Annotated in this window: 24 protein-coding genes; 18 read left to right on the forward strand and 6 right to left on the reverse strand. The window is 64.1% G+C overall.

What is annotated here, in order from left to right:
- The 5 genes from QMG84_RS10900 to ung all read left to right on the forward strand — a co-directional run bounded on the left by QMG84_RS10900 (window position 1) and on the right by ung (window position 3,984).
- Entirely contained in the window at window positions 1–1,197 is a 1,197-nt protein-coding gene (locus QMG84_RS10900) for a cell envelope biogenesis protein TolA (RefSeq protein WP_281927865.1), read from the forward strand.
- Between the two features lie 145 nt (window positions 1,198–1,342).
- Window positions 1,343–2,644, forward strand: coding sequence for a Tol-Pal system beta propeller repeat protein TolB (tolB, locus tag QMG84_RS10905; protein WP_281927867.1), 1,302 nt, complete (start codon window positions 1,343–1,345; stop codon window positions 2,642–2,644).
- 31 nt (window positions 2,645–2,675) lie between these two features.
- Window positions 2,676–2,972, forward strand: coding sequence for a nucleotidyltransferase family protein (locus tag QMG84_RS10910; RefSeq protein WP_281927869.1), 297 nt, complete (start codon window positions 2,676–2,678; stop codon window positions 2,970–2,972).
- A complete protein-coding gene (locus QMG84_RS10915) occupies window positions 2,972–3,319 on the forward strand; it encodes a HepT-like ribonuclease domain-containing protein (protein ID WP_281927870.1) in 348 nt (115 codons plus the stop codon). Before QMG84_RS10910 ends, QMG84_RS10915 begins: the two co-directional genes overlap by 1 nt.
- Window positions 3,316–3,984 carry a uracil-DNA glycosylase gene (gene ung / locus QMG84_RS10920; RefSeq protein WP_281927872.1) on the forward strand — a complete coding sequence of 223 codons (669 nt, stop codon included), beginning with the start codon at window positions 3,316–3,318 and terminating at the stop codon, window positions 3,982–3,984. The genes QMG84_RS10915 and ung overlap by 4 nt, the downstream gene beginning before the upstream one ends.
- Before the next feature lie 220 nt (window positions 3,985–4,204).
- Here ung and QMG84_RS10925 read toward each other — a convergent pair whose 3' ends face one another.
- Window positions 4,205–4,846 carry a glutathione S-transferase family protein gene (locus QMG84_RS10925; RefSeq protein ID WP_281927873.1) on the reverse strand — a complete coding sequence of 214 codons (642 nt, stop codon included), beginning with the start codon at window positions 4,844–4,846 and terminating at the stop codon, window positions 4,205–4,207.
- An 11-nt stretch (window positions 4,847–4,857) separates the two neighbouring features.
- Entirely contained in the window at window positions 4,858–5,967 is a 1,110-nt protein-coding gene (locus tag QMG84_RS10930) for a calcium:cation antiporter (RefSeq protein WP_281927874.1), read from the reverse strand.
- Window positions 5,968–7,040: 1,073 nt separating this feature from the next.
- On the opposite strand from QMG84_RS10930, the gene QMG84_RS10935 reads away from it, so the two are divergent.
- The 3 genes from QMG84_RS10935 to QMG84_RS10945 all read left to right on the forward strand — a co-directional run bounded on the left by QMG84_RS10935 (window position 7,041) and on the right by QMG84_RS10945 (window position 12,074).
- On the forward strand, window positions 7,041–8,207 hold the full coding sequence (locus QMG84_RS10935) for an IS4 family transposase (RefSeq protein ID WP_281927877.1): 1,167 nt from the start codon (window positions 7,041–7,043) through the stop codon (window positions 8,205–8,207).
- A gap of 187 nt (window positions 8,208–8,394) precedes the next feature.
- Complete coding sequence (gene uvrC, locus QMG84_RS10940; protein ID WP_281927879.1) at window positions 8,395–10,380, forward strand: excinuclease ABC subunit UvrC; 1,986 nt, start codon at window positions 8,395–8,397, stop codon at window positions 10,378–10,380.
- A 323-nt stretch (window positions 10,381–10,703) separates the two neighbouring features.
- Window positions 10,704–12,074 carry a multicopper oxidase domain-containing protein gene (locus QMG84_RS10945; RefSeq protein WP_281927880.1) on the forward strand — a complete coding sequence of 457 codons (1,371 nt, stop codon included), beginning with the start codon at window positions 10,704–10,706 and terminating at the stop codon, window positions 12,072–12,074.
- A 172-nt stretch (window positions 12,075–12,246) separates the two neighbouring features.
- Here QMG84_RS10945 and QMG84_RS10950 read toward each other — a convergent pair whose 3' ends face one another.
- Window positions 12,247–13,011 (reverse strand): class I SAM-dependent methyltransferase, encoded by a 765-nt coding sequence (locus tag QMG84_RS10950; protein ID WP_281927881.1) that lies wholly within the window; start codon window positions 13,009–13,011, stop codon window positions 12,247–12,249.
- 86 nt (window positions 13,012–13,097) lie between these two features.
- Between QMG84_RS10950 and QMG84_RS10955 the strand changes: the two genes are divergently transcribed.
- The 8 genes from QMG84_RS10955 (at window position 13,098) to QMG84_RS10990 (ending at window position 20,229) form a co-directional block, all read left to right on the forward strand.
- Entirely contained in the window at window positions 13,098–13,865 is a 768-nt protein-coding gene (locus QMG84_RS10955; protein ID WP_281927883.1) for a helix-turn-helix transcriptional regulator, read from the forward strand.
- A 92-nt stretch (window positions 13,866–13,957) separates the two neighbouring features.
- Window positions 13,958–15,415 carry a PAS domain S-box protein gene (locus QMG84_RS10960; RefSeq protein ID WP_281927884.1) on the forward strand — a complete coding sequence of 486 codons (1,458 nt, stop codon included), beginning with the start codon at window positions 13,958–13,960 and terminating at the stop codon, window positions 15,413–15,415.
- Window positions 15,416–15,418: 3 nt separating this feature from the next.
- Window positions 15,419–15,793 carry a response regulator gene (locus QMG84_RS10965; RefSeq protein ID WP_281927886.1) on the forward strand — a complete coding sequence of 125 codons (375 nt, stop codon included), beginning with the start codon at window positions 15,419–15,421 and terminating at the stop codon, window positions 15,791–15,793.
- Window positions 15,794–15,999: 206 nt separating this feature from the next.
- Window positions 16,000–16,890 (forward strand): YihY/virulence factor BrkB family protein, encoded by an 891-nt coding sequence (locus QMG84_RS10970; RefSeq protein WP_281927888.1) that lies wholly within the window; start codon window positions 16,000–16,002, stop codon window positions 16,888–16,890.
- A gap of 73 nt (window positions 16,891–16,963) precedes the next feature.
- The gene (locus QMG84_RS10975; protein WP_281927890.1) at window positions 16,964–19,510 is read left to right on the forward strand and encodes a DNA translocase FtsK; all 2,547 of its coding nucleotides are present in this window, start codon (window positions 16,964–16,966) and stop codon (window positions 19,508–19,510) included.
- 60 nt (window positions 19,511–19,570) lie between these two features.
- Entirely contained in the window at window positions 19,571–19,810 is a 240-nt protein-coding gene (locus tag QMG84_RS10980; protein ID WP_202071901.1) for a hypothetical protein, read from the forward strand.
- Window positions 19,807–19,932: a PIN domain-containing protein gene (locus QMG84_RS10985; RefSeq protein WP_281927892.1), complete on the forward strand. Its 126-nt coding sequence runs from the start codon at window positions 19,807–19,809 to the stop codon at window positions 19,930–19,932. The genes QMG84_RS10980 and QMG84_RS10985 overlap by 4 nt, the downstream gene beginning before the upstream one ends.
- A 9-nt stretch (window positions 19,933–19,941) precedes the next feature.
- Window positions 19,942–20,229 (forward strand): PIN domain-containing protein, encoded by a 288-nt coding sequence (locus tag QMG84_RS10990; RefSeq protein WP_281927894.1) that lies wholly within the window; start codon window positions 19,942–19,944, stop codon window positions 20,227–20,229.
- Between the two features lie 16 nt (window positions 20,230–20,245).
- Here QMG84_RS10990 and QMG84_RS10995 read toward each other — a convergent pair whose 3' ends face one another.
- Both QMG84_RS10995 and QMG84_RS11000 read right to left on the reverse strand, forming a co-directional pair.
- Window positions 20,246–20,851 (reverse strand): nucleoside deaminase, encoded by a 606-nt coding sequence (locus tag QMG84_RS10995; RefSeq protein WP_281927896.1) that lies wholly within the window; start codon window positions 20,849–20,851, stop codon window positions 20,246–20,248.
- Between the two features lie 82 nt (window positions 20,852–20,933).
- Window positions 20,934–21,383, reverse strand: a complete 450-nt coding sequence (locus QMG84_RS11000) for an SRPBCC family protein (protein ID WP_281927897.1) — start codon at window positions 21,381–21,383, stop codon at window positions 20,934–20,936.
- A gap of 198 nt (window positions 21,384–21,581) precedes the next feature.
- On the opposite strand from QMG84_RS11000, the gene QMG84_RS11005 reads away from it, so the two are divergent.
- Window positions 21,582–22,112 carry a TetR/AcrR family transcriptional regulator gene (locus QMG84_RS11005; protein WP_281931982.1) on the forward strand — a complete coding sequence of 177 codons (531 nt, stop codon included), beginning with the start codon at window positions 21,582–21,584 and terminating at the stop codon, window positions 22,110–22,112.
- A 126-nt stretch (window positions 22,113–22,238) separates the two neighbouring features.
- On the forward strand, window positions 22,239–23,036 hold the full coding sequence (locus tag QMG84_RS11010; RefSeq protein WP_202071906.1) for an outer-membrane lipoprotein carrier protein LolA: 798 nt from the start codon (window positions 22,239–22,241) through the stop codon (window positions 23,034–23,036).
- 565 nt (window positions 23,037–23,601) lie between these two features.
- Here QMG84_RS11010 and QMG84_RS11015 read toward each other — a convergent pair.
- Window positions 23,602–24,636 (reverse strand): aspartate-semialdehyde dehydrogenase, encoded by a 1,035-nt coding sequence (locus tag QMG84_RS11015; RefSeq protein ID WP_202071907.1) that lies wholly within the window; start codon window positions 24,634–24,636, stop codon window positions 23,602–23,604.
- Between the last annotated feature and the right edge of the window lie 96 nt (window positions 24,637–24,732).

Below are 24,732 nucleotides of genomic sequence, written 5' to 3' on the forward strand. Positions count from 1 at the left end.
ATGAGAGTTTCGCGCTCCGAGCCAGGCGTCGTCATCTCGTCCGCGGCCCATGCCGGCCTGCTGGTGGCGGCGCTCGTCTTGTTTTCGGACGCGCGGAAATTCGAGGACGCCCCGGAGACGATCCCTGTCGAGGTCGTCACCGACGACGCGCTCACGCAGGTGACGAAGGGCGAGAAGACGCCGCGCGATCCAAAGCCCGCGCCGCGCGTCGACAAGGTCGCCAAGGAGAGCGAGACCAGGCCGCATCCGCCGCTCGCCGAAGCCAAGAAGAATGTGCCGACCCCTCCCCCGCCCTTGAAACGCCTGCCCGATCCCGGCGCCGACGACAAGCCCGAGCCGACGCCGCCCAAACGCGTCGCCGCTTTGCCGCCCGCGCCGGAGCCGCCGGAACGTCCGGTCGAGAAAAAGCCCGAGCCGCCCAAGCCAGTCGAAAAGCCCGCCGAAGCGAAGCCGACGCCGCCCGTCAAGCCGAAGGCCGCTGCGCCCGAGGAGAAGGAGCGGGATGAGCCCAAGGACGCCGAGGTCGTGAAGCCAAAGCCCCCCGTGCGCCCCAAGCCCGAGAAGGAAGCCAAGGAAGAGCCGAAGCCCGCGCCCGAGAAGCCGAAGGAAACGCGGCTGAAGACGGACGAAGTGGCGAAACTGCTCCAAAGCAAGAAGGCCGAGGAAAAGCCGACGAAGCCCCAGAACAGCGCGGAAGGCGAAACGGCGGAGAAGAGCGCCAAGGGCGCGAAGCCCAAGTCGGGCGACGAGAACGCCCCCAAGTCGAAATTCGACGCCGCGAATATCGCCAATCTCCTGAGCAAGGAGGCGCCGCAGCGCCGGGAATCGACGGGCAAGGAAATCAAGACCGCGTCGCTCGGCGCGCCGGAGGGAGCGGCGGCGAAAATGTCGGCGTCGATGGAGGCGCGCATCGCCTCTTACATCCACGATCACTACCACCCCTGCTGGGCCTCGGGCCTCTCGTTGGGCGGCGCCACCTTTGCGCCAGTGGTGGAGTTTCACTTGTCGCGCGAGGGCGCGCTGGAAGGCCGCCCGCGCCTGGTGAACCCTTCCGCCAATCCGGTGGAGCAGGCGCGCGGCGAGCAGGCGCTACAAGCCGTGCGCCGCTGCAGCCCGATGCGGATTCCGGCGGAATTTATGCCTTATTACGAGGAAGCGCTGCATGAAGTGACCATCCGCTTCCAGGATGCGAATTGATGCGCGCGTCGCTGCTGATTATGCCCCCTCCCCAGCCCTCCCCCGCTTCGCGGGAGAGGGAGCAAATTGCCGCCTCCTTCAAGATTCCGGCTATTGCCGATCGTGAGCGTGGGAGGGGCCCTTTACATCTCATGAGACCCTCGAAATGACCCGCCTCATCACCCGCCGCGCCGCCGCCGGCCTCTTCGCCAGCGCCGCTCTCGCGCCTTTCGCGCCCGCGCGCGCCGGCCGCATCATCGACCTCAAGGGCGGCGGCTTTCAGCCGACCAATATCGCCGTCGCGCCCTTCGTCGGCGACGAGGCCGCGCGCACGATCACTTCCGTCGCAACCAATAATTTCAAGCGCTCGGTCTTCCTGCGGCCGGTCGACGCCAATGTCGGCGAGGCTGGCTCGCCCGATCAGCCGGACCTGGCTGTCTATAAGACGGTCAACGCTCAGTTCGTTCTCACCGGCCGGTCGGTGCGCGCCGGCGATGGGCGCCTCAAGACAGAGTTCCGCCTCTTCGACGTCACCACGGGCGAGCAGGTCGCCGGCCAGCAATATGTGACGGAAGCTTCCAACCTACGCCGCGTCGCGCATCTTCTCTCGGACGCGGTCTTCAGCCGCATCACCGGCGAGAAAGGCTTCTTCGACACGCGCATCGTCTTCGTCGACGAGAGCGGCCCCAAGGACAAGCGCCGCAAGCGCCTCGCCATGATGGATCAGGACGGCGCCAATGTGCGCTATCTGACCCGCGGCGACGAGCTCGTCGTCACCCCGCGCTTCTCGCCCTCCTCGCTCGACGTCACCTATATGGCCTTCAACGACGAGGGCGAGCCGAAGGTTCTCTTGATGAATATCGAGAACAGCCAGCGTGAGGTCGTCGGCAATTTCCCCGGCATGACCTTCTCGCCGCGCTTCTCGCCCGACGGGCAGAAAATCATCATGTCGCTGTCGCAGGGCTCGTCCACCAATCTCTATACGATGGACCTGCGCTCGCGCACCACGACGCGGCTCACCGACACCAGCGCCATCGACACGGCGCCCTCCTATTCGCCGGACGGCGCGCGCATCTGTTTCGAAAGCGACCGCGGCGGCTCGCAGCAGATCTACGTCATGGGCGCGCATGGCGGCGAGGCCAAGCGCATCTCCTTCGGCGGCGGCCGCTATTCGACGCCGGTGTGGAGCCCCAAGGGCGACTACATCGCCTTCACCAAGCAGAACGGCGGCAATTTCTCGATCGGCGTGATGAAGACCGACGGCTCAGGCGAGCGCATCCTGACCGAGGGCTTCCACAACGAAGGGCCAACCTGGGCGCCCAACGGCCTGTTCCTGATGTTCTTCCGCGAAAGCGGCGGCGCGGGCGGGCCGAAGATTTACATGGTCGACGTTTTCGGCCGCTCGGAAGCGCTGGTGCCGACGCCGAACTACGCCAGCGATCCGGCGTGGGGGCCGTTGCAGGATTGAGATCGCTCGCGTCTGCAGTAGAATTGACGTCATGGACAGAGCTACGGCCATCGCGAAGCTTGGGAGGATCGCCGACGCGATTAAAACGCGAGGTGCAATCTCCCTATATCTTTACGGTTCGACGGCCCGCGACGAGGCGGGCGCCGATAGCGATCTCGACCTCTTCATCGACTATGATCCATCAAGCCGCTTCAACGCGCTGGACCTTGTGGACATTAAGCATTTTCTCGAGGATGAGTTGCACGCCCGCGTCGATCTGACGACGCGCGATGGACTGCATCCGCGCTTGCGCGAGAAAATCGAGAAATCAGCCATGCGCGTCTTTTGATGGGACGAGAAATCCTTCACGTCATTGACGACATCTTGCAGGAGATCGCAGGCGTCGAGCGGGTAACCGCGCACAAGACTCTCGACGATTACAAGGCTGATTGGTTGCTGCGGCACGCGCTTCAGCGAGCTATCGAAATCATTTCGGAGGCCAGCCGGGCCTTGCCCGAAGAAGTAACCTCCACTCAACCACACATCCGTTGGCGGGCCATTCGCGCCATTGGCAATGTGCTGAGGCACGAATACCAATCCATCTCAGATGAAATCATCTGGAACGTCCTGCGCGACGAGCTGCCTCCCCTGAAAGCCGCCGTCGAAGCGATCAAACAGAATATCAGCGCTCCATGACCAAGCCCGTTCGCATCGACGAAAGCTGGAAGAAACACCTCGCAACTGAATTCGAGAAGGCCTATTTCACCGACCTTCGCGAATTCGTTCGGACCGAATACGCTTCCTGCGCGGTCTATCCGCCGGCGGCGCAAATTTTTCGCGCCTTTGATGAATGCCCCTTTGACCAAGCGAAGGTCGTCATCCTGGGCCAGGACCCCTATCACGGCCCCGGTCAGGCGAATGGGCTTTGCTTTGCGGTCGGCGCCGGCGTCGCGCCGCCGCCTTCCCTGCAGAATATCTTCAAGGAAATCGAGGCCGATCTCGGACATCCTGTGTCGCGCGATCCCGACCTTTCACGCTGGGCGAAACAAGGCGTGCTGCTTCTGAACGCGACGCTCACCGTGCGCGCGTCGCAGGCCGGTTCGCATCAGAACAAGGGCTGGGAGCAATTCACCGACGCCGCCGTCCACGCGCTGTCGCGCGAGCGTGAGGGAATCGTCTTCATGCTCTGGGGCTCTTACGCGCGGCGCAAGGGCGCCGGCATCGACCGCAAGAAGCATCTCGTGCTCGAATGCGCCCACCCCTCCCCGCTTTCGGCGCATAACGGCTTCTTCGGCTGCAAGCATTTCTCCAAGGCGAATGAATATCTCCTTGCGCATGGCGTGACGCCGATCGAGTGGTGATACCGTTTTCCGTTCGAACGGCTCACGTTGAGGAATGTCATTCCCGGCGGGCTGAAAGCCCGACCGGGAATCCAGAGCCCTAGTAGCTTGTGTTGCTCTGGATTCCCGATCGCTCGCTGCGAGAGCGTCGGGAATGACAGCGAACCAACCGAGCGGATCTCATATGGCTCATTCCGGCTCTGGATTCCCGAGCTGGCCTTCGGCCCGTCGGGAATAATCCTCACCCCTTCGCCGCCGCAGCCGCTTCGTGAATCGCCAGAAGCTGTTTGTCCGTCTCTGTGACGCGCAAGACGGAAGGCCGCGATCCGATGCGCTCGATGTAAGCGGAAATCTCCGGCGTCATCGGCACGAGGCCGAAGCTTGTGGTCCAGCGCAGCGCCGTCCCCCAGAGAATGTCGGCGGCGGAGAAACGTTCGCCGAGCAGATAGGGTCCCGCCGCGAGTTGCTTGTTGATCAGCGTCATCACGCTGTCGAAATCGCCATAAGGACAGGTGCGCTGCGGCGGCTCCGTCTTCATGAAGCGATCCATGATCGCCGGCTCGAAGGCCGAGCCGTAGAACACGAGCCAACGCAAATAAGACCCGCGCAGCGGATCGCCGATCTGCGGCGCGCGCTTCTTTTGCGGAAAGGCGTCCGCGAGATAGATGAAGATCGCGCCGAGTTCGGTCACCAATGCGCCATTGTGCACGATGGCCGGAACCTTGCCCATCGGATTGACGGCGAGATAGTCGGGCTCACGTTGCGCGCCGATTTTGAGATTCAGGTCTTTCAAAGTGTAGGGCGCGTCGAGTTCCTCGAGCAGGATGAGCACGCTGGACGAACGCGTATTGGGAGAATGATAGAAAATCAGATCGCCGCTCATCACTTCCCCGCTCATGGCGCAAATAGGAAGAAGGCATATGCCGCAAAGACGACGAGATGCACAAGGCCGGTGAGCACATTGGTGCGGCCCGCGCCGAAGCTGACGACGGACAGCATCAGCGTCAGCATCAGCATGGCGGAGTCGCGGTGATCGAGCCCGAAGACAATCTCGCGGCCAGAGGCGAGGCTCATCAGCGCCACGGTCGGCACGGTGAGACCGATTGTCGCCACGACCGAGCCGAGCGCCCCGTTCAGGCTCGTCTGCAAAGCGTTGCGGGCGGCCGCGCGGACCGAATTCATGCCTTCTGGCATGAGCACGAGGACGGCCACGGCGGCGCCGGTCACAGGGTTGACCTCCTCGACGCCCGCCCATTTCAGCGCTTCTTCGAGCCCCGGAATGACGTGCTCGGCCAGCAGCGACACGCCCGTTAGACTCGCGCCGAGACCGACGAGCGAGATCAAGGCCTGGTTCAGCGTCGGTTTCGCGCCCATGTGACCGACGGCCGCCATGCGCGCATCGATGAAATAAGCGCGGTGGCGCACCGTCTGGATGAAGAGAAAAGCGCAATAGAGCAGGATCGAGAGCACGCTCACAAAGCCGAGCTGCGCGCGCGACAGCGTCGGGCCCGGCGTCGAGGTCGTGTAATTCGGCAAGATGAGCGTCAGCATCGACAGAGCGATGAGCACGGCGAGATAGGCGCTCGCGCCCATGGGATGAAGCTCCTGCTCGCCATGACGGAAGCCGCCGAGCAGCAGGCACAGGCCCACGAGCCCATTGCAAACGATCATGATCGCCGAGAACACCGCCTCGCGCGCCTCGGTCGGATTATCCGAGCCATGCGTCGTCATCGAGGACATGATGGCGACCTCGATGATCGTCACCGCGATGGTGAGCACGAGCGTGCCCAGCGGCTCGCCAACTCTCGCGCCGATCCGCCCGGCGTGCTGCAGCGTCGCGAAGACCGACCCGATGACGAGAATGGCGGCGACGAGCGACGGCGCCCAGGCGAGCGTCGGCGGCATGGCGTCGAGCCAGCGCTCCCCTGCCGCGAATATCGCCACGAGGCCGAGCGCCAGCACGGGAAAAATAACGCCCCCGACCGTGATTTTGCCGCCGCTCATAACGCCCTCGATAGCCGTCGAATTATGGCGGCGAGTTTTGACGTCGCTTTGGGCGCGGCGCAAGGGCGGGCGGGCGAATCTTGCGTTTGCCAAATAACTTGCCGCCTGTGCGGATGGATAAATTTCATTTCAATTTTTCTCCTCCCCTGATCCCTGCCTTGTTCGGCCAAGAGCGTGTGAAACTGCGTCATTCTCATCACTGAAACGACCCCCACCCTTGAATCCCTCCCCGCAAGGGGGAGGGAGGCGGCTCGCGCCCGAATTTGTCAGCGTTGCTTGCTGGTGATCCCTAGCGGCGCCGCTTCTCTCCCTCCCCCCACGGAGTGGCGGGGAGGGATCAAGGGTGGGGGGCGATTCAGCTTCCCAAACGCCTCCGCAGAACTGCCCAGCGCCAAATTCCCCGCCGCCGTTTCCGACGCGAGCGATCCAGGAAGCCGGGACGCCCCGGCCCCGTTCGGCCGGTAGCGTGAAAGAATAAGCGCATCGGAACCAGAGCGTCCCGGCTGCGGTCTTTATTCGCGCGCACCTTTCCGGGCCGAAGTAGCGCCATCTTGTGGCGGTTCCTCCGTCCGGCGCAGCCGCCAGACGGCGGCTGCTTCTTTCCCGGGAGGTTTGAACCTCCCGAGCGCGTCGCAAGGGCCTCGACATGCGCCGCCTCCGGCCCGCCGGCGCTTTCCCTTTCGGTACTCGGGCCGCGTGTCGCGGGCGCGGAAACTATGCCCAGCCTTTGCGTGACTTGCATCACGCAATCTCCCCGCGAAGGAGAGACCCGGCGGGCGGCGCCGGGTTCCCGCACGGAACGAGGGTCGCGTTCCGCGTTTAACCGACCCCGCCGGCGCCGCCGACCCTGACGACGCCCCTGCAAGTTGACGAGGCGGGCGAAGGATAAAGCGGTTTTTGGGGGTGGGGATAAATTGGGAGGCGAAATTCTTGGTGAAAGCCACGCTCCACTCCTCTCCCCGCGCGCGCAGGGCTGTCCGGGGAATGAGTCGAAAGGTCGCGGGCGCATGCCCGGTTTTCCCGACGGTTGTCGGGTATTTTCCGGTTGTCGAGACTGGAAAAAAGGACCGGACATGCCCGTGCACTCTACTGTATTCGCCCAACTGCTCAAGCCGGTCGATCGGCGCGCCTTCAAGCAGATCGTCGAGCGGCATGGCGGCGACGCCTACGACAAATCCTTCAAGAGCTGGGATCACCTCGTCGCGCTCATCTACGCCCAGCTTGCCGGGGTCTCCAGCCTGCGCGCCCTCGTTCCCGCCTTCAACGCCGACGCGCGCGCGCATTATCACCTCGGGACGCGGCGGCTCGCGCGCACGACCCTTTCCGACGCCAACGCCCGCCGGCCCGTCGCCGTCTTCGCCGATCTCTTCGCCATGCTCTCCGGCGCGCTCGACCGTCATACGCGCCGGGAGGGCGCGGACATGATCCGCCTCATCGATTCGACGCCCATCCCTTTGAGCAAATTCCTCGATTACGCCCGCTCCAACGGCCGCACTCACGGCCTCAAAATGCACGTGGTCCATGACCCGCGCGCCAATCGGCCCCTTCGCGCGGAAGTCACGCCCGCCAATGTGAACGACATAGAGATCGGCAAGAAAACCGATATCGAGCCGGGCGCCGCTTATGTCTTCGACAAAGGCTATTGCGACTATCGCTGGTGGACCGAGATCGCCGCGCAAGGCGCTTTCTTCGTCACCCGGCCGAAGGCGAACGCCCGCTTCCGGGCGATCGCCGCCCGCCCGCTCGACCCCGAAAGCGCGCGGGGCGACGGCTTCGCCGTGATCGCCGACGAGGAGGTGGCGCTGGCCAGCAAAGGCGATTCCAAGCTGCCCATGCCGCTGCGGCGCATCACCGTGGAAAGAGACGAGGCCAAAGGCCGCATCGTCCTCATCGTCAACGACATGCGCCGCCCGGCCGCGGAAATCGCCGCGCTCTACAAGGGCCGCTGGGCAATCGAGCTGCTGTTCCGTTGGATCAAGCAGCATCTCAACATCAAGAGCTTCATCGGCGAGGCCGAAAACGCCGTGCGCCTGCAGCTCTTCGCCGCGATGATCGCCTTCACCCTGCTGCGCATCGCCGCCTGCGTCCACAAGATCGACATGGCGGCACTGCGTTTCGCCGAGCTCGTCGGCCGCTTCCTCTTCGACCGCCGGCCGATCGCGCTTATCGACAAGCCGCCAATCAGGCCCAAGCCCGGCCGAGACTTCTCTAGTCTGCAGCTCCAGCTCGCGGCCCTATGATTTCCCCGGACAGCCCTGTCCGCAAGCGGGGAGAGGAGCGGCGCCTAGCTCCAATAGAAAGGTGACAGAACGGCCCGGAAAGAAAGGTGACAGTTTCCCTGCGGCCGAGAGGGCAACCGAGCTTTGGCGAAGGCACGGGCTCGGAAACCCTTCCCATCGCCGCAAACGCGGCATAAATCCTTATAGGATGACCCCTCCCCCCTCACAGACGCGCGACCTTCCGCCCGAGGACGACGACGCCTTCGACGCGCCCGACGCCGTGCCGGAGACCAGCGAGACGCCCCCGGAAGACGACGCCCCGCAGACGCCCGAGAGCGTCAAGCGCGGCGTCGGCGTCATCAAGTCCTATTGGAAACATGCGCCGAACGGCCCCGGCGTCTATCGCATGATCGCCGAGAACGGCGAGGTGCTCTATGTCGGCAAGGCCAAGAATGTCCGGAAGCGCGTCGCGAGTTATACGCGCCTTGCCGGCCATGTGAACCGCATTGCGCGCATGATCTCGGCGACCGTCTCCATGGTCTTCATCTCGGTCGAGACCGAGACCGAGGCGCTGCTGCTGGAAGCAAACCTCATCAAGCAGTTGAAGCCGCGCTTCAATGTGCTGATGCGCGACGACAAGTCGTTTCCCTATATTTTCATCGCGCGCGACCACGAGGCGCCGCAGATCGCCAAGCATCGCGGCGCGCGCGTGCGCAAGGGCGATTATTACGGGCCCTTCGCCAGCGTCTGGGCGGTCAATCGCGCGCTCAATGCGCTGGAGCGCGCCTTTCTGCTGCGCTCCTGCGCGCAGAGCTTTTACGACAATCGCACGCGGCCCTGCCTGCTCTACCAGATCAAACGCTGCGCCGGGCCCTGCACCGGCGAGATTTCGACGGAAGACTACGGCGTCCTCGTGCAGGAGGCGCGCGACTTTCTCTCCGGCAAGAGCCGCAGCGTGCGCGAGCAGCTCGCCACGGAGATGACGGAAGCCGCCGAGAAGCTCGAATTCGAGCGCGCCGCGCGGCTGCGCGATCGTATTTCGGCGCTCTCGGCGATACAGGGCGCGCAGGGAATCAACCCCCGCACGGTTGAAGAGGCCGACGTCTTCGCCATCGCCAAGGACGCCGGGCGCTTCTGCATCGAGGCCTTTTTCTTCCGCGCCTATCAGAACTGGGGCAATCGCTCCTATTTCCCGCGCGCCGATGCGAGCCTCTCGGAAGCGGAAGTGCTCGACGCCTTTCTCGCGCAATTCTACGACGAGCATCCGTCTGCGCGCTGCGTGCTGCTGTCGCACCAAATCGAAGACAGCGCGCTGCTGGAAGATGCGCTTTCCGCGAAGCTGCGCCGGAACGTCGACGTCATCGCGCCGCAACGCGGCGAGAAGCGAGAACTCGTCGAACATGCGCTCAACAATGCGAAGCAGGCGCTCGGCCGCAAGCTCGCGGAGGACGCGAGCCAGTTGCGGCTGCTGGCGGCCTTGGGCGAAGTCTTCGGCCTGCCGCACGCGCCGCGCCGCGTCGAGGTCTATGACAATTCGCATACGGGCGGATCGCAAGCGATCGGCGCGATGGTCGTCGCGGGCCCGGCGGGCTTCATGAAGGCGCATTACCGCACCTTCAACATCAAGAGCACGGAGATCACGCCGGGCGACGATTACGGCATGATGCGCGAAGTGCTGACGCGCCGCTTCGCCCGCCTCGCCAAGGAGCCGGAGAAGGAGACCGACCCGGAAGCCTTTCCGGCGAAGCCCGATCTCGTGCTGATCGACGGCGGGCGCGGACAGTTCGACGTGGCGCGCGAGGCGTTGCGCGAGAGCGGCGTCGAGGGCGTGGCGCTGGCGTCGATCGCCAAGGGCCGCGACCGTGACGCCGGACGCGAGCAATTCTTCATCGAGGGGCGCGAAGCCTTCCGCCTGCCGCCGCATGATCCGGCGCTCTATTTCGTGCAGCGCCTGCGCGACGAAGCGCATCGCTTCGCCATCGGCACGCATCGGGCGCGGCGCAAGAAGGAATTCACCAAGAACCCACTCGATGAGATTGCCGGCATCGGGCCGTCGCGCAAGCGCGCGCTGCTTCTGGCCTTCGGCTCGGCGAAGGGCGTCTCGCGGGCGGCGCTGTCGGATCTGGAGAAGACGCCGGGCATCAACAAGGCGACGGCGCGGATGGTGTATGATCATTTTCAGCGCGGGGATTGAAGAGTCACAAATCCCGGGGGCCGTCATGGCCGGGCTCGTCCCGGCCACCCACGCCGTGGGGCACAGCCCGACAAGACGCGTTATCGTTATGGGTAAGGTTCATGCAGGGCTTTGGAGGCTGCAGAGACTTGCCCGGCATTAGCTGTGACTTGCTTGGCGTGGATGCCCGCGACAAGCGCGGGCATGACGAGGGTAGCGACGTGAAGGCCTGCGCAGCAGGCGTCTCGAAGCGCGAGGGGCGTCACCAGCGCTGCGCCTTTTCATTGCGGAGGGGTCGCCTAGTTAACTGCCGCACGCGTCCCCATCCGCCAGAGGCTCGGCCGATGAAGCCAGACAGAGCCCTTCTGTTCTTCTGCGTGATTTTGGCCCTGCTCGCTTGGGCTCCTTTCGCCTTTTCGCAGGAGGACGCGGCGGCGCGAACTGTCGTCTATACGCTGCGGTCGGGGATCGCCGAGGGGCGGCTCGTCTTCCTTGGCGTCGGCGGCGCGATCGACGAGAAGGTCAATCCTGAGCTCGTCTTCCACGACGGCGAGCGCGCCCAGATCAATCTCGTCAACGGCGAGGGCGCGGAGCACGACATTGTCATCGAGTTTTACGGCGTGCGGTCGAACCGCGTCGTGGACAAGGGCGCGAGCAGCGCGGTCTCGTTCTTTGCCGACAAGACCGGCGAGTTTACCTATTACTGCTCGGTTCCCGGCCATCGCGACGCGGGCATGCAGGGCAAGATCAGGGTCGAGCCGGGGCCGCGCAGCAAGGCGAAGCTCGTCGCATCGGACATATCGCGCGATCCTTCCGACCTGCCCCCGCCGGTCGGCGCCCGAGGGCCGCGGACCTTGCGCGTCGATCTCACGACGACTGAAGTAGAAGGCCGGCTCGACGACAAGACGACCTATCAATTCTGGACCTTCGGCGGGAAGGTTCCCGGCCCCTTCATCCGGGCGCGGGTCGGCGATACGCTGGAAGTGCATTTGAAGAACGACTCCAGCAGCGTGCTGGCGCATTCGGTGGATTTTCACGCCGCCATCGGCCCCGGCGGCGGCGCGCGCTTTACGCAAGCCGATCCGGGCGAGGAAAAGGTCTTCAGCTTCGAAGCGACGACGCCCGGCCTCTTCGTCTACCACTGCGCCACGCCGAGCATTGCGCAGCATGTCGCCAATGGCATGTATGGCCTCGTGCTGATCGAGCCCGAGGGCGGATTGCCGGAGGCGGACCGCGAATTCTACGTCATGCAGGGCGAGCTTTATACGACCAAGCCTTTTGGGACCCAGGGCCGGCAGGAATTGGATTACGAAAAGCTGATGGCCGAGCAGCCGGAGTATTTCCTCTTCAACGGCGCCGTCGGCGCGCTGACGGCGGAGCATCCGCTACGGGCCGAGCGCGGCGAGAATATCCGTATCTTTTTCGGCGTCGGCGGGCCGAATTTTACCTCCTCGCTGCATCTGATCGGCGGCCTCTTCGATCGCGTCCGACGCGACGAGCCGCTGATTGTGCGCGAGAGAGGCGCACAAACGGTTTCGGTTGCCCCGGGGGACGCGGCGATTGTTGAATTCGACGTGCGGCGCGGCGGCCAATATGTTCTGATCGACCACGCGCTCTCCCGGATGGAGCGCGGCCTCGTCGGCGATCTGATCGTCGAGGGACCGCGCGACGACGCTTTGATGCATGAGGGGCCGGAGAGGCGGCGAGATGACTGAGCGGTGGGATGAAATGAGCGCCCTCATCCGACCCCGCTTCGCGGGGCCACCTTCTCCCGTAAACGGGAGAAGGAATCGCGCTGAAACTTTGTTGTTCAAAAACCTTGGGGTTCTCCCTTCTCCCGCTTGCGGGAGAAGGTGGCCCCTGCGTCAGCAGGGGTCGGATGAGGGCTCACGCGCCCCTGGCTTCGATCATCATAGCGTCGATCGAAAACGAGCCGTCTGCTTCGATCGCAAAATGCGCCCGCGTCTCGCGCGACGCCGCCGCCTGCAATGCCCGGATGGCGCGCAAATTTTCCTGCGGCTTGCGCATGCGTCCCGCCCAGGCGGCGACATCCATCCGCAGCCGCCATGTCTGCAGCCGCTCGACGGCAAAGCCCGACGCGGCGAGCGCGACGGCCCATTCCGCGATCGTATAGTTCCTCACATGAGAGGGATCGCGCAGAAGCTCGACGGCTTGCAGATGGGTGTCGAAAAGCGGTCTGGCGGGCGCATGGACGTCGATGAAGACCGCTGACCGCCCAGGCTTGAGCACCCGGCGCGCCTCGCGCAGACCACCGCTGAAATCGCGCCAGTGATGCGCCGAGAAGCGCGACGCCAGAAAATCGAACCAGCCTTCGGCGAAAGGCAGGCGCTCGGCGGGCCCCTCCACCGTTTCGATATTGGCGAGCCGTCTCTCGCGCGCCGTCGCGGCGACCGCCTCGAGCATTTCCGCCGATAAATCGAGCGCCGTCACCAGACCTGCATGGCGCGCCATCGCATAAGAGACATGGCCGCCGCCGGCGCCAATGTCGAGCGCGCGCTCGGGCGCGATCGCGGCGACGATGTTTTCGAGAGCCTCGAGATCGGCCCCCTGCGCATGCACGGCGCTTTGGACATAGGCCTGCGCCCGCGGCCCGAATTGCGCGGCGACAACTGTTTCATGCGTGCGTTCCATCGGCTTGCTCCTTCGTTCCGGAGATCAGGATTGCGCGGCAATCAAACTGTTACAATTTAGATTACTATCCTATTATAATGCCCTCCATGCTGGACGCGGACCAAAGGCGGCTGCTGGGAGATTTCATTCGCGCCCATCGCGAGCGGGCGCGGCCCGACGTCGCGGGCGGCCGCAGGCGCACGCCGGGCTTGCGCCGAGAGGAGCTGGCGGCGCGCGCTGGCATCAGCGCCACATGGTGCGCCTGGATCGAACAGGGGCGGTCCGTGCAGGCCTCGCCCGAGGCGCTCGGCCGCATCGCGCTGGCGCTGTCGCTGACGCCCGCCGAGCGCGCCTATCTGTTCGAGCTTGCCGGCCGCATCGACCCGGACGCGCCCGCGCCGCCGCAGATGGCGCCCGCCTCGCTGCAAGCCGCTATCGCCGCTTTCCGCCACCCGGCCTATGGCCTCGATTGCTGCTGGAACGCCTGCGCCTGGAACGAAGCGGCGGCGCGCTTGTTCTCCGGCTGGCTCGATGGCGCGCATCAGCGCAATCTCCTGCGTTTCGTGTTCCAGGACGCTGCGGCGCGCAATCTGCTGCCGGACTGGGAGACGCGGGCGCGCCGCCTTCTGAGCGAATTTCGTTCCGATTACGCGCATATGTTTCGCGACGCGCGCGTGCGTCGCTTCATCGACGACTTGCGGCGCGAGAGCGCTTTCTTTGCGCAAGCCTGGGAGGCGCAAGACGTTCTCAGCCGCGAAGGCGGGTTACGCGCCTTCGATCATCCGCAAGACGGCAGATTGCTGTTCGAGCAGCATTCCTTCACGCCCTCGGACGCGCCCTCTCACAAGCTCGTCTTGCTTCCTCCCGGGAATTGACGACGTCAAATGTCAGGATGATATTAATCAAGCTTGCCACATTTCCCGCCTTGTCCTACCAAAAATTCCCGAAAATTGGATGGAGTAAGCGAATGTCCGACATGGAGTTGTCGAACCTCCATGCCGTCGTCGAGGAAAGATTCCCCTTCTACGCAAGGCTGCCTCTTCGCATTCTGGCCGACAAGGCAAAGCTTCCCCCGAAAGCGCACTACTTTCTTGCGCCCGCTCTCGGCGTAGCCCTGGCCGTGATCGCGATCCTTGCGCGCGCCGCTCTGATCGGAACGGCGACGACCAAGGTCGCCTACATCACCCTTTTTCCAATGGTTCCCGTGGGCGCGCTGGTCGGCGGATGGATCACCGGAACGACAGTCGCGCTGCTCGGCGCGGTCCTGTTGCACACCCTCATTCTTCCCCTCGGGGGCGCGGCCGACTGGCTTGCCTTGTTCGTCTTTTTGGGGAGCTGCGCGCTCATCATCGCCACCACCGAGCTGATGCATCGCGCCGAGGCGCGCGCCTTCAAGGCCGAAGCCATGGAAGCGCTGCAGAGCCAAATTCTGGAAGAGCGAAAACGAGGGGCCGACGCTCTGCGCGAAGCGCTGTCGCGTTTGGAAGCGACCTTCGAAAACGCCGCCGTGGGCATTGCCGAGGTGGCGCTCGACGGCCGATGGCTGCGTATGAATGAACGCTTATGCAACATCGTGGGTTATCGTCGCGACGAGCTGATGCAGATGAGAGCCGGCGACATCACCCATGCCGAGGACCGCGCAGCGGATCGGGAAAATGTGCGCCGCCTCCTCTCGGGCGAGGCCAGAAGCTACTCCACGGAGAAGCGATATATTCGCAAGGACGGCAAGGTCGTTTGGGCGGATGTGACGGTGGGCATCGCGCGCAACGCCGCGGACCAGCCTGTCAATTTCGTGGCCGTTGTCGAAGACATAACGGCGCGCAAGGCCGCCGAGGCGCACAATCAGCTTCTGGTCGCGGAAATCAGCCATCGCGCCAATAATCTTCTCGCCGTCGTGCAAGCGATCGCCCAGCAGACCTCTTTCGAGGGCGACCCCAAAGCCTATGTCGCAAAGCTCGTCGAGCGAATTCAAAGCCTCGCGGCGAGCCAAACGCTGCTCGTGCGAAACGAATGGCAGGGGACGGATCTTTGCGAGCTCGTGCGCGCGCAGCTCGCGCCCTATCGCGACCTGATCGGCGGGCGCATTGTCGCGAGTGGTCCGGCGATCCGCGTGAACGCCGCCGCCGCTCAGACGGTCGGCATGGCCCTCCATGAGCTTGCGACCAATGCCGCGAAATATGGCTCGTTGTCGTCCGAGGACGGAAAGGTGCGGATTGCGTGGCGCCTCGTCGACGATGAATTTATGCTGTCCTGGGAGGAAAGCGGCGGCCCGAAAGTGACGCCGCCGACCCGCAAGGGCTTCGGCAACACGGTTCTCGGCCGCATGGCGGAACTCTCGGTGGGCGGAAAAACACGGTTGACCTTCGCGGAAGAAGGAGCAAGCTGGATGTTGAAGGCGCCGGCGGACAGGATTTTCGTGAGATAGTCGATGCTGGACCCTGGCCAGAAAAGGCGCCGGATTCTTGTCGTCGAAGACGAGCCCATGGTCGCGATGTCGATCGAAATGCTCCTGGAGTTCGCGGGTTTCGAGAGCGCGGGGATCGCGGCCACGGTTGAAGAAGCGCTGAAGCTTGCCGCCCAAGGCGGCTACGACGCCGCCATATTGGACGCCAATCTCGCAGGCGTGTTCTCGGGCCCTGTCGCGGAAGCCCTGGGAGCGGCCGGGGCGCCGTTTCTCATATTGTCCGGCTATGATTCCGAGCAGCAGAGAGAGCGCTTTCCGCCGGGCACTGTCATTCTCCAAAAGCCTTGCCGGCCGGACGCGATCATCGAGGCGCTACGCGCTTTTTTGCCCGCAGACTGAGGGTGGATGGAGGGCTATTCCGCACCATTCTGCTTTTTACCGCCGTCATTGCGAGGAGGCGGAGCCGACGAAGCAATCCAGGGCCGCATCGCCGCCCTGGATTGCTTCGCTTCGCTCGCAATGACGGGGTCTGAGTAAAACCAGCGCTTTTGTCGCTCTGGATTCTCGCGCGCGAGGATGCGTGCGCTGTGGGGATAAGCCCGGTCATGACGATCCCCGAAATATGTGACACCCTTGGCCCTATGACCCTGCTCCGCGCGCTTTACGCCGCCTATCTCAAATTCAACGACGACGACGGCTGGGCGATTGCGAGCCATATCGCGCTCTCGATCCTCACCTCGCTTTTTCCTTTTCTCATTTTCGTCACGGCGCTCGCCGGCTTCTTCGGTCTGAAGAGCGAGGCCGACGCCGCCACCACTCTTATCTTCGAGAACTGGCCGCCGAATATCGCCGAGCCCATCGCCGCCGAAATCCGCAATGTCGTCACCCGGCCGCGCGGCGGGCTGCTCACCGTCGGCGCGCTTCTTGCCATTTTCTTCTCGTCGAGCGGCGTCGAGTCGCTGCGCATCGCGCTGAACCGCGCCTATAATCAGCGCGACCAGCGGCCCTGGTGGCTGTTGCGCCTGGAATCGATTCTCTACGTCTTCCTCGGCGCCGCCTCGCTGCTCGCCATCGCTTTTCTCATGGTGCTGGCCCCGCTTGCCCGCGCGCTCGCCGAAAAACACGCCCCCGGCCTGATGCGGGAGCTCGAGCCGCTCTACGGGCCGGTGCGCTATGGCGTCACATCCTCGGTCGTCGGCGTCGGCGTGCTGGGCGCGCATATTCTGCTGCCGGCGGGGCGCCCGCGGCTTCTCGACCTCGCGCCCGGCTTCGCGCTGACGCTGCTCGCCTCCCTCGCCTTCGGCGCGGGCTTTGGGGCCTATCTCGCGAGATTTGCGATCAATTACGTTTCAACCTATGCGGGTCTCGCCTCGATCATGATGGCGATCGTCTTCCTGCAGACCCTGGCGGTGATCTTCATTTATGGGGCCGAGCTGAACCAGGCGACCGCAAGATCGGGCGAACGGATGCAACCTGAGGGGTTAAGCGCCTCTTAACCCAGCTTTTTTACCCTCGCCGAGAGTCGGCGCGCCGCAATGGCCGCGCCGCGCCACGCGGGCTTCTGGTGACATGCGCAGCCATAGATTTGGTCTCTTCCCCGAACAGCTCCGCGAATTCACCGCCCATCGCCTTGCCGAGGCGGCCGGGGCCTTGATGCTGGCCTGCGCCGGCGCCGCGACTGTGGCGCTGGTGAGCTGGTCGGCGCGCGATCCCTCGCTCAACCATGCGACCGGCGGCCATGTCCGCAATCTTCTCGGACATCCCGGCGCGATCGTCGCCGATCTGCTCATGCAGCTCTTGGGCCTCGGCGCGGTCGCCGTGCTCCTGCCGCTCGCGGCGCAGGGGCTGCGCATCATCAAGCGCCGCCGCATCGAGCGCGCGCCGCTGCGGCTCGGCCTGTGGATTGCCGGCATCTTCGCGACCGCCGCCACGGCGTCGTTCCTGCCGCCGACCGACCGCTGGCCCCTGCCGACGGGGCTCGGCGGCGTCGCCGGCGACGCCATTCTCGCCGTGCCGCGCGCCATTTCCGCGGGCTCCGGTTCCGTCATGGCGATCTTCGGCGTCGCCGCCGCTTTCGTCGCCATCCTCTCGGTGAGCGGCGCGGCGGGCCTCGGCTTCGAGAGCCAAAACGACATCCGCGAAGAAGCTTTCGACGAGCAAGCGCCCGCCGCCTACGCCGAGGACGACGAGGACCGGGCCGGAGAGCCCGGTTTCGCGCTGATCTCGCTCGGCGCGCTGATCCATACCGGGCTGACGCTGAAATGCTGGGCTGTGCGGCTCTTTGCAAAGCTGCGCGCCCGCGCGGCGGCGCCCGCGACGGAAAAACCCGCCCCTGCGCATCCGCGCGTCGAGCCGACCTTCGACGACGTCGAGACCTATCCGACCTTCACACGCCGCGCGCGCCCGCTCGACGAAGACGAAGAGGATTCGCGCCCTGTCGCCGCAGCCCGCGCGCCTGCGCCGACCCCGCGCCAGCAGGCCGGCGCCCGCCAGGCGGAAACGCCCGCCGCCCCCGCCCCAAAGCGCGTCAGCCGCGAGCCCACGCGGGCGCCCACCCGCGCCGCGCCGGAAGCCTATGAGTATCCCGAGCTGGAACTCCTCGCCGAGCCCAAGAACAAGGGCGGGGCCGTTACTGTTTCGGAGGACATCCTCGAATCCAACGCCCGCGTGCTCGAAGGGGTGCTGGAAGACTTCTCGGTGCGCGGCGAGATCATCAATGTCCGCCCCGGCCCGGTGGTCACGCTTTACGAGCTGGAGCCCGCGCCCGGCATCAAATCCTCGCGCGTGATCGGCCTCGCCGACGACATCGCCCGCTCCATGTCGGCGGTCTCGGCGCGCGTCGCCGTGGTGCCGGGCCGCAACGCCATCGGCATCGAGCTGCCCAATCAGCGCCGCGAGACGGTCTTTCTGCGCGAGATCGTCGCCAGCGACGATTTCCTGCACTCGAAGCACAAGCTCGCCATCGCGCTCGGCAAGACGATCGGCGGCGAGCCGGTGATCGTCGATCTCGCCCGCATGCCGCATCTGCTCGTCGCCGGCACCACCGGCTCGGGCAAGTCGGTCGCGATCAACACCATGATCCTGTCGCTGCTCTATCGGCTGAAGCCCGAGGAATGCCGGCTCATCATGGTCGATCCGAAGATGCTGGAGCTCTCGGTCTACGACAACATCCCCCATCTCCTCACGCCTGTCGTCACCGACCCCAAGAAGGCGGTGGTGGCGCTCAAATGGGCTGTGCGTGAGATGGAGGACCGCTACAAGAAAATGTCGAAGGTCGGCGTGCGCAATATCGACGGCTTCAACGCCCGCGTCGCCGAAGCGCAGGCCAAGGGCGAGATCATCACCCGCACCGTGCAGACGGGCTTCGACCGCGAGACCGGCGAAGCGATCTTCGAGCATGAGGAGATGGACCTCTCCGCCCTGCCCTATATCGTCGTCATCGTCGACGAAATGGCCGACCTCATGCTCGTCGCCGGCAAGGACATCGAAGGCGCGATCCAGCGCCTCGCGCAAATGGCCCGCGCCGCCGGCATCCATCTCATCATGGCGACCCAGCGCCCCTCGGTCGACGTCATCACCGGCACGATCAAGGCGAATTTCCCGACCCGCATCTCCTTCCAGGTGACGTCCAAGATCGACAGCCGCACCATTCTCGGCGAGCAAGGCGCCGAGCAACTGCTCGGCCAGGGCGACATGCTTTACATGGCCGGCGGCGGCCGCATCTCGCGCGTGCACGGGCCGTTTGTGTCCGACGCCGAGGTCGAGCATGTGGTGGCGCATCTGAAAGCCCAGGGCGCGCCGCAATATCTCGACAACATCACCTCGGAGGACGACGAAGGCGGCGAGGACGGCGAGGCGCCGGCGCCCGGCTCCATGGACGCCGAGGAAGGCGGCGACCTCTACGACCGCGCCGTCAATATCGTGCTGCGCGACAAGAAATGCTCGACGAGCTACATCCAGCGGCGTCTGTCGGTGGGCTACAACAAGGCCGCCTCGCTCGTGGAGCGCATGGAGAAGGAGGGCGTTGTGTCCGCCCCGAACCATGCGGGCAAGCGCGAGATTTTGGTGGGCGGCGGCGTGGATCGCGGGGCGTTCGATATAGAGGCGGCGGAGTGAGAGCGTGGGCTCGGCCTTCCTGTCGTTGATAAAGGCAGCGACCGGGATTACTGTGAGTCCATGAAAAACATCACAGTAACCGTGGACGATGACACCTATCGCCGCGCTCGCATCAAAGCTGCTGCGGAAGACACATCGGTTTCCGCCGTTGTCCGGCGGTTCCTGATCGACTTCGCCGCGTCCGAAACCGAATTCGAACAACTAAAGCGCGAGGAGAAAGAGCTTCGCGCCCAGATTTCGACCTTCCGCGCGGCCGACCGCCTCTCACGCGACGACATCCATGCGAGACGCGGCAAGTGACAGATAGCGTCGCCGGCTTTCTCGACACCAATATCCTGCTCTACTCGATCAGCCGTGACCCAGCCGAAAACGCCAAGCGCGAGCGTGCAATAGCGTTGCTCGACCGGGATGACTGGCGCTAGTCCGTCCAAGTGCTGCAAGAATTTTACGTCCAAGCCACACGCCCCTCCCGTGCAGATCCGCTCCCGCACCACATTGCAGCGGGCCTGGTGCGCACATGGATGCGCTTTCGCGTGCAAGACGTTACGTCCGAGATATTGATTGCCGCTCTCAGCATCAAGGCGCGCTACGGCTTTTCTTACTGGGACGCGGCGATCATTGCCGCCGCGATCGCCCAAGGATGCGGCGAGCTTTATTCCGAAGATATGTCGCACGGACAAGTCGTAGAAGGCGTGCGGATCATCGATCCATTTAGGTAGGAGAAGTGACAACCGATCAGCTCCGCTCCGCCTCACTACCGCCTTCCTTGCATTTCCGAACTGCGGCAACCCCTTTCCAGTCTTCCATATCGAGATCGGGGCGCTCTCGCCGGTATTTCGCGTAAAGCGCAACGGCCATTGAATCTTCCAGAATGTCGACCCTCACGCCTTTCGCGCGGAGCAGCTCCTCGTTTCCCTTGGCGTTCGTAACGTCGCCGACGACCACGCGATCGAACTGCCGCATGTGGAGAAGCGCAGCGCAGACGTCGCAAGGGCTGAGCGATGTGTAGATGGTCGTCTGGCTGAAATCGCGTCGACCGGCGTCTCTGATGGCGGCGGTTTCCCCATGGTTGTAAGGGTCGTTCCCTTGCACGAGCGTATTATGGCCCTTGCCGAGTATCTGCTGCGTCGCATTGTCGACGATGAGCGCGCCGATCGGACAGCCGCCCTCGTCAAAGCTCTTTTGCGCAAGCCAGGCAGCGATGCGCATGAAATCGCGGTCGCCGAGCTTCTCGAAGAAACCTTGCGCGACGATCGCCAACAGGCTGCGCGTCGGTATGTGGGCGATGGCTTTGAGCACTGCGTCCGAGACAGTCGCGTCTTCCTCGATCAAAAGGTTCATGGGCCGCTCCTTGCAACGCTTTGCGCGCGTTCCGATCGCAGGGAATCATGCGGGCGATAGGAAATCGCGCAACCCATCTCCTTCAGATTTGGAGGGATTTATGCGCGAGTCCCTCGAGCACTTTATGCATCAACCCTGTCATTTTCCGACGCAGCAGCAGGGCGTCGAGAATTCGGCCGATCGGTCCGAACTTCGGCGTATAGACGATCTGCATCATGGCGCGCGATCCCGCCCCGTTCGGAAATACCGCAAGCGTCGTCTGAACATCCTTGATCGGCATCGTGCCCGCGTAAATCTCGACCGTGTAGCTTTCCCCAGGACGCCAATCGATAACGCGTTCCTCGATCCAATTGCGCCCGTCCGCGAGATCGCAGCGCCGTTCGGCGCCAACCCCTTCGAGGGGCGCGCCGCCAATATGCGACGAGCGCGACAAATTGGGATTGAAAGCGTCGATATGCTGGAAATCCTTTAGCAACGCCCAGATTGCGCCAGCGTCCGCCGCAATGTCGCGCTCGATCTTCAAAGTTTTCAAAATTGCGCTCCCTCTTCATAAGAGACGTGATAGTCTCTTATTGCGACGAATAAGAGAATACGCATTCTCTGTCAATGAGCTTGGCGCAATTGGGAAGCGAGGACGATGGGAAGGCCGAGAGGGTTCGACCCTGACGCAGCAGTGCGAACCGCGATGACTCTTTTCTGGCGGCACGGTTACGACGCCGTGTCGTTGGATATGCTCGTCAGCGAGATCAGCGCGAGCCGCAAGGGGCTTTACGCGCTTTGGCCAGATAAGCAGACGCTCTTCGTCGCTGCGCTGAAGAGCTACGGCCAGATGGTCAGCAGCCAGCTTCTGCAAGACCTCGAGAGTGAGGATGCGGGTCTGGCTCAACTTTCAGAGTTTTGGAGCAAGTTCGAAAATGCCGCCCGGCAGCCTGGTTGGTCTGGTTGCCTCGTCGTGAGAACCTCTGCTCACCGGATCGCGGACGAGCCCGACATAGCGGTGGAGATAGGAGCATTCTTTGACCGCCTTTCCAGCGCCTTTGAGAATGCCCTGTGCGGCGCTTTGGGGCGCGGAGAGATTGCGCCTGATCCCGCGCCGCAAATCCGCGCGCGTCAGGCGTTTTCTGTCGCGGTTGCTTGCTCGGCAATTGGCGCGTTCGAGGGCTTCACGCCTCGCATTGCTGGTCTGATCGCCACCGGCCGGGCGACCTGCGGGGTTCAGGATAAATCGGACAAATTCCCCGGGGGGTCTCTACGAGGCTAACCTTCCTCCTAGTCGATCGAGAATTGTTGCGCCGGATGTTCTTTCCGACAGCGGCGCGCCGCCCCCAATTCCGCCAACTTATGTTACCAAGACGCCGGGATCGCCCCTTCGAATTGGATTCGCGCCGTGAAGCACCTCCCCCTCGCCGCTTTCGCCCTTATCCTGGCGCTCGTCGCGCCGGCTCACGCCGAGGACGCCAAGAAGGCGCATGCGAACGCCGCCGCCAAACATGCGGAAGCCAAGCCCGCAGACGCAAAGCCGGCAGACGCAAAGCCGGCGGACGCCAAACCCGCCGCCAAGGACAAGAAGACCCCCGCCAAGCCGCCGGCCGCCGAGGCCGCCAAGCCCAGCGAGCCCGTGCAGCTCACCAACCCCGCCGCCCCGGCCGAGCCGCCGAAGCCGCTCAGCCGCGAAGAGGCGATCAAACGCGCCGACGCCTTCTTCAACGCCTCGCCGGTGATGACCGCCGACTTCGTCCAGATCGGCGCCGACGGCAAGCGCTCCGAGGGCAAGCTGCATGTGCAGCGCGCCGGCCGCGTGCGCTTCGAATACGCCCAGCCCGCCACTATGGAGGTCGTCGCCGACGGCGCCCAGGTCGCCGTGCGCGATCGCAAGCTCAATACGCAGGACCTCTATTTCATCAATCAGACGCCGCTCAAATTCCTGATGAAGGAGAAGATCGACCTGGAGAAGGACGTCACCGTGCAAGACGTCCAGACCGACGATTCCGGGGTGACGATCTTCATCGAGGACAAGGCGACCTTCGGGGGCACCTCGCATCTCAAGCTCATCTTCGACCCCAAGACCTTCAAGCTGAAGCAATGGCAGGTGAAGGACCCGCAGGGCTACGAGACGCTGATCACCCTTTTCAACATCGACCAGACCAAGACGCCGGACGCGGCGCTTTTCAAGATCAACAAATAACCGGCCTTTGCGGGACTGCCCGGCGCGAGTCTGCGCGCCGATGTCGTGGCCGGGCGGGCGCTCGTGAACAGACGGAGACGTCCGGCTGGATTGCCGATCTCCTGTCTGTACCCGTAATCACAGGCATTTACCTCCATCGAGGGTCTCGCCGGCGATTCGCGCGCCTTCGCCGGGCGAGACGTCAATCCGGATATAGACAGGCTGCCGCGCCATAAGGCGGGCTGAAAGCCAGACCGGGAATCGAGAGCCGCAACAGCGCCGGTTTTGCCCAGAGCCCGTCATTGCGAGCGAAGCGAAGCAATCCAGGGCGGCGATGCGGCTCTGGATTGCTTCGTCGCTTTGCTCCTCGCAATGACGGCGGGGATTAGCTCCGGGGCTCAGACTATTGATAAACTGGCGTTGACGCCCCTCGTGCTTCCAGACGCCTGCTGCGCAGGCTCCTCCGCATGAGGGGCTTCTGCATCAAACGCTTAGGCCTCATCCTGAGGAGCGAGCGAAGCTCGCGTCTCGAAGGACGAGGCCGCCTCGGAGCTTTGTCACCATCAACCCGGGCCGGATCGGCCGCTTACGCCGCCGCCTTCTTCGGCGTCAGGAGCTTGCGGTTCATCAGCACTTCCGCGATCTGCACGGCGTTGAGGGCCGCGCCTTTGCGCAGATTGTCGCTGACGCACCACAGCACCAGGCCGTTGTCCACGGTCGGGTCCTCGCGGATGCGCGAGATATAAGTCGCATCCTCGCCCGCCGCCTCATGCGGCGTGATGTAGCCGCCGGGCTCGCGCTTATCGATCACGAGCACGCCCGGCGCCTCGCGCAGGATGTCGCGCGCCTCGTCGGCCGAGATCGGGTTCTCGAATTCGATGTTCACCGCTTCCGAATGCGAGATGAAGACTGGCACGCGCACGCAGGTGGCGACGAGCTTGATCTTGGGGTCGAGGATTTTCTTCGTCTCCGCGACCATCTTCCACTCTTCCTTGGTGAAGCCGTCCTCCATGAAGGAGTCGATCTGCGGAATGAGGTTGAAGGCGATGCGCTTGGGAAACTTCTTCGCTTCGACCGGGTCCGAGACGAAGACCGAGCGCGTCTGGGCGAAGAGCTCGTCCATCGCGTCCTTGCCGGCGCCGGAGACCGACTGATAGGTCGACACCACGACGCGCGTGATCTTCGCCTTGTCGTGCAGCGGCTTCAGCGCCACGACGAGCTGCGCGGTGGAACAGTTCGGATTGGCGATGATGTTCTTCTTCCTGAAGCCCGCCGCCGCGTCGGCGTTCACTTCCGGCACGATCAGCGGCACGTCCGGGTCCATGCGCCAGGCGGAGGAATTGTCGATGACCACGCAGCCCTGCGCGCCGATCTTCGGCGACCATTGCGTCGACACGCTGCCGCCGGCGGACATCAGGCAAATGTCGGTGTCGGAGAAATCATAGGTGTCGAGATGGCGGCATTTGAGCGTCTTGTCGCCGAAGGAGACTTCCACGCCAATCGAGCGCGAAGAGGCGAGCGGCACGACTTCCGACACGGGGAAGCGGCGCTCGGCCAAAATATCCAGCATCTCGCGGCCCACATTGCCTGTGGCGCCGACGATAGCGACCTTATAAGCCATGAACTTTCTCCAGCCGGCATAGCCGGCGTCTCGTACCGTTTCCGTTTGAACCGCTCGCTTTGGGGCTCGTCATTCCAATTCCCGATCGCTTCGCGG

Source organism: Methylocystis iwaonis (genome assembly GCF_027925385.1).
Lineage (GTDB): Bacteria > Pseudomonadota > Alphaproteobacteria > Rhizobiales > Beijerinckiaceae > Methylocystis > Methylocystis iwaonis.

What these genes read in the sequence shown, in the direction of transcription:
- QMG84_RS10930 (WP_281927874.1), bottom strand. Translation starts at nt 5,967, where the DNA reads ATGAGCGGCGGCAAAATCACGGTCGGGGGCGTTATTTTTCCCGTGCTG.
- QMG84_RS10960 (WP_281927884.1), top strand. Translation starts at nt 13,958, where the DNA reads ATGTCCGACATGGAGTTGTCGAACCTCCATGCCGTCGTCGAGGAAAGA.
- QMG84_RS10945 (WP_281927880.1), top strand. Translation starts at nt 10,704, where the DNA reads ATGAAGCCAGACAGAGCCCTTCTGTTCTTCTGCGTGATTTTGGCCCTG.
- QMG84_RS10925 (WP_281927873.1), bottom strand. Translation starts at nt 4,846, where the DNA reads ATGAGCGGCGATCTGATTTTCTATCATTCTCCCAATACGCGTTCGTCC.
- QMG84_RS10975 (WP_281927890.1), top strand. Translation starts at nt 16,964, where the DNA reads ATGCGCAGCCATAGATTTGGTCTCTTCCCCGAACAGCTCCGCGAATTC.
- QMG84_RS10915 (WP_281927870.1), top strand. Translation starts at nt 2,972, where the DNA reads ATGGGACGAGAAATCCTTCACGTCATTGACGACATCTTGCAGGAGATC.
- QMG84_RS10950 (WP_281927881.1), bottom strand. Translation starts at nt 13,011, where the DNA reads ATGGAACGCACGCATGAAACAGTTGTCGCCGCGCAATTCGGGCCGCGG.
- QMG84_RS10900 (WP_281927865.1), top strand. Translation starts at nt 1, where the DNA reads ATGAGAGTTTCGCGCTCCGAGCCAGGCGTCGTCATCTCGTCCGCGGCC.
- QMG84_RS11005 (WP_281931982.1), top strand. Translation starts at nt 21,582, where the DNA reads ATGCTCGTCAGCGAGATCAGCGCGAGCCGCAAGGGGCTTTACGCGCTT.
- QMG84_RS10995 (WP_281927896.1), bottom strand. Translation starts at nt 20,851, where the DNA reads ATGAACCTTTTGATCGAGGAAGACGCGACTGTCTCGGACGCAGTGCTC.
- uvrC (WP_281927879.1), top strand. Translation starts at nt 8,395, where the DNA reads ATGACCCCTCCCCCCTCACAGACGCGCGACCTTCCGCCCGAGGACGAC.
- QMG84_RS10955 (WP_281927883.1), top strand. Translation starts at nt 13,098, where the DNA reads ATGCTGGACGCGGACCAAAGGCGGCTGCTGGGAGATTTCATTCGCGCC.
- QMG84_RS10910 (WP_281927869.1), top strand. Translation starts at nt 2,676, where the DNA reads ATGGACAGAGCTACGGCCATCGCGAAGCTTGGGAGGATCGCCGACGCG.
- tolB (WP_281927867.1), top strand. Translation starts at nt 1,343, where the DNA reads ATGACCCGCCTCATCACCCGCCGCGCCGCCGCCGGCCTCTTCGCCAGC.
- QMG84_RS10980 (WP_202071901.1), top strand. Translation starts at nt 19,571, where the DNA reads ATGAAAAACATCACAGTAACCGTGGACGATGACACCTATCGCCGCGCT.
- QMG84_RS11015 (WP_202071907.1), bottom strand. Translation starts at nt 24,636, where the DNA reads ATGGCTTATAAGGTCGCTATCGTCGGCGCCACAGGCAATGTGGGCCGC.
- QMG84_RS10970 (WP_281927888.1), top strand. Translation starts at nt 16,000, where the DNA reads ATGACGATCCCCGAAATATGTGACACCCTTGGCCCTATGACCCTGCTC.
- ung (WP_281927872.1), top strand. Translation starts at nt 3,316, where the DNA reads ATGACCAAGCCCGTTCGCATCGACGAAAGCTGGAAGAAACACCTCGCA.
- QMG84_RS10935 (WP_281927877.1), top strand. Translation starts at nt 7,041, where the DNA reads ATGCCCGTGCACTCTACTGTATTCGCCCAACTGCTCAAGCCGGTCGAT.
- QMG84_RS10965 (WP_281927886.1), top strand. Translation starts at nt 15,419, where the DNA reads ATGCTGGACCCTGGCCAGAAAAGGCGCCGGATTCTTGTCGTCGAAGAC.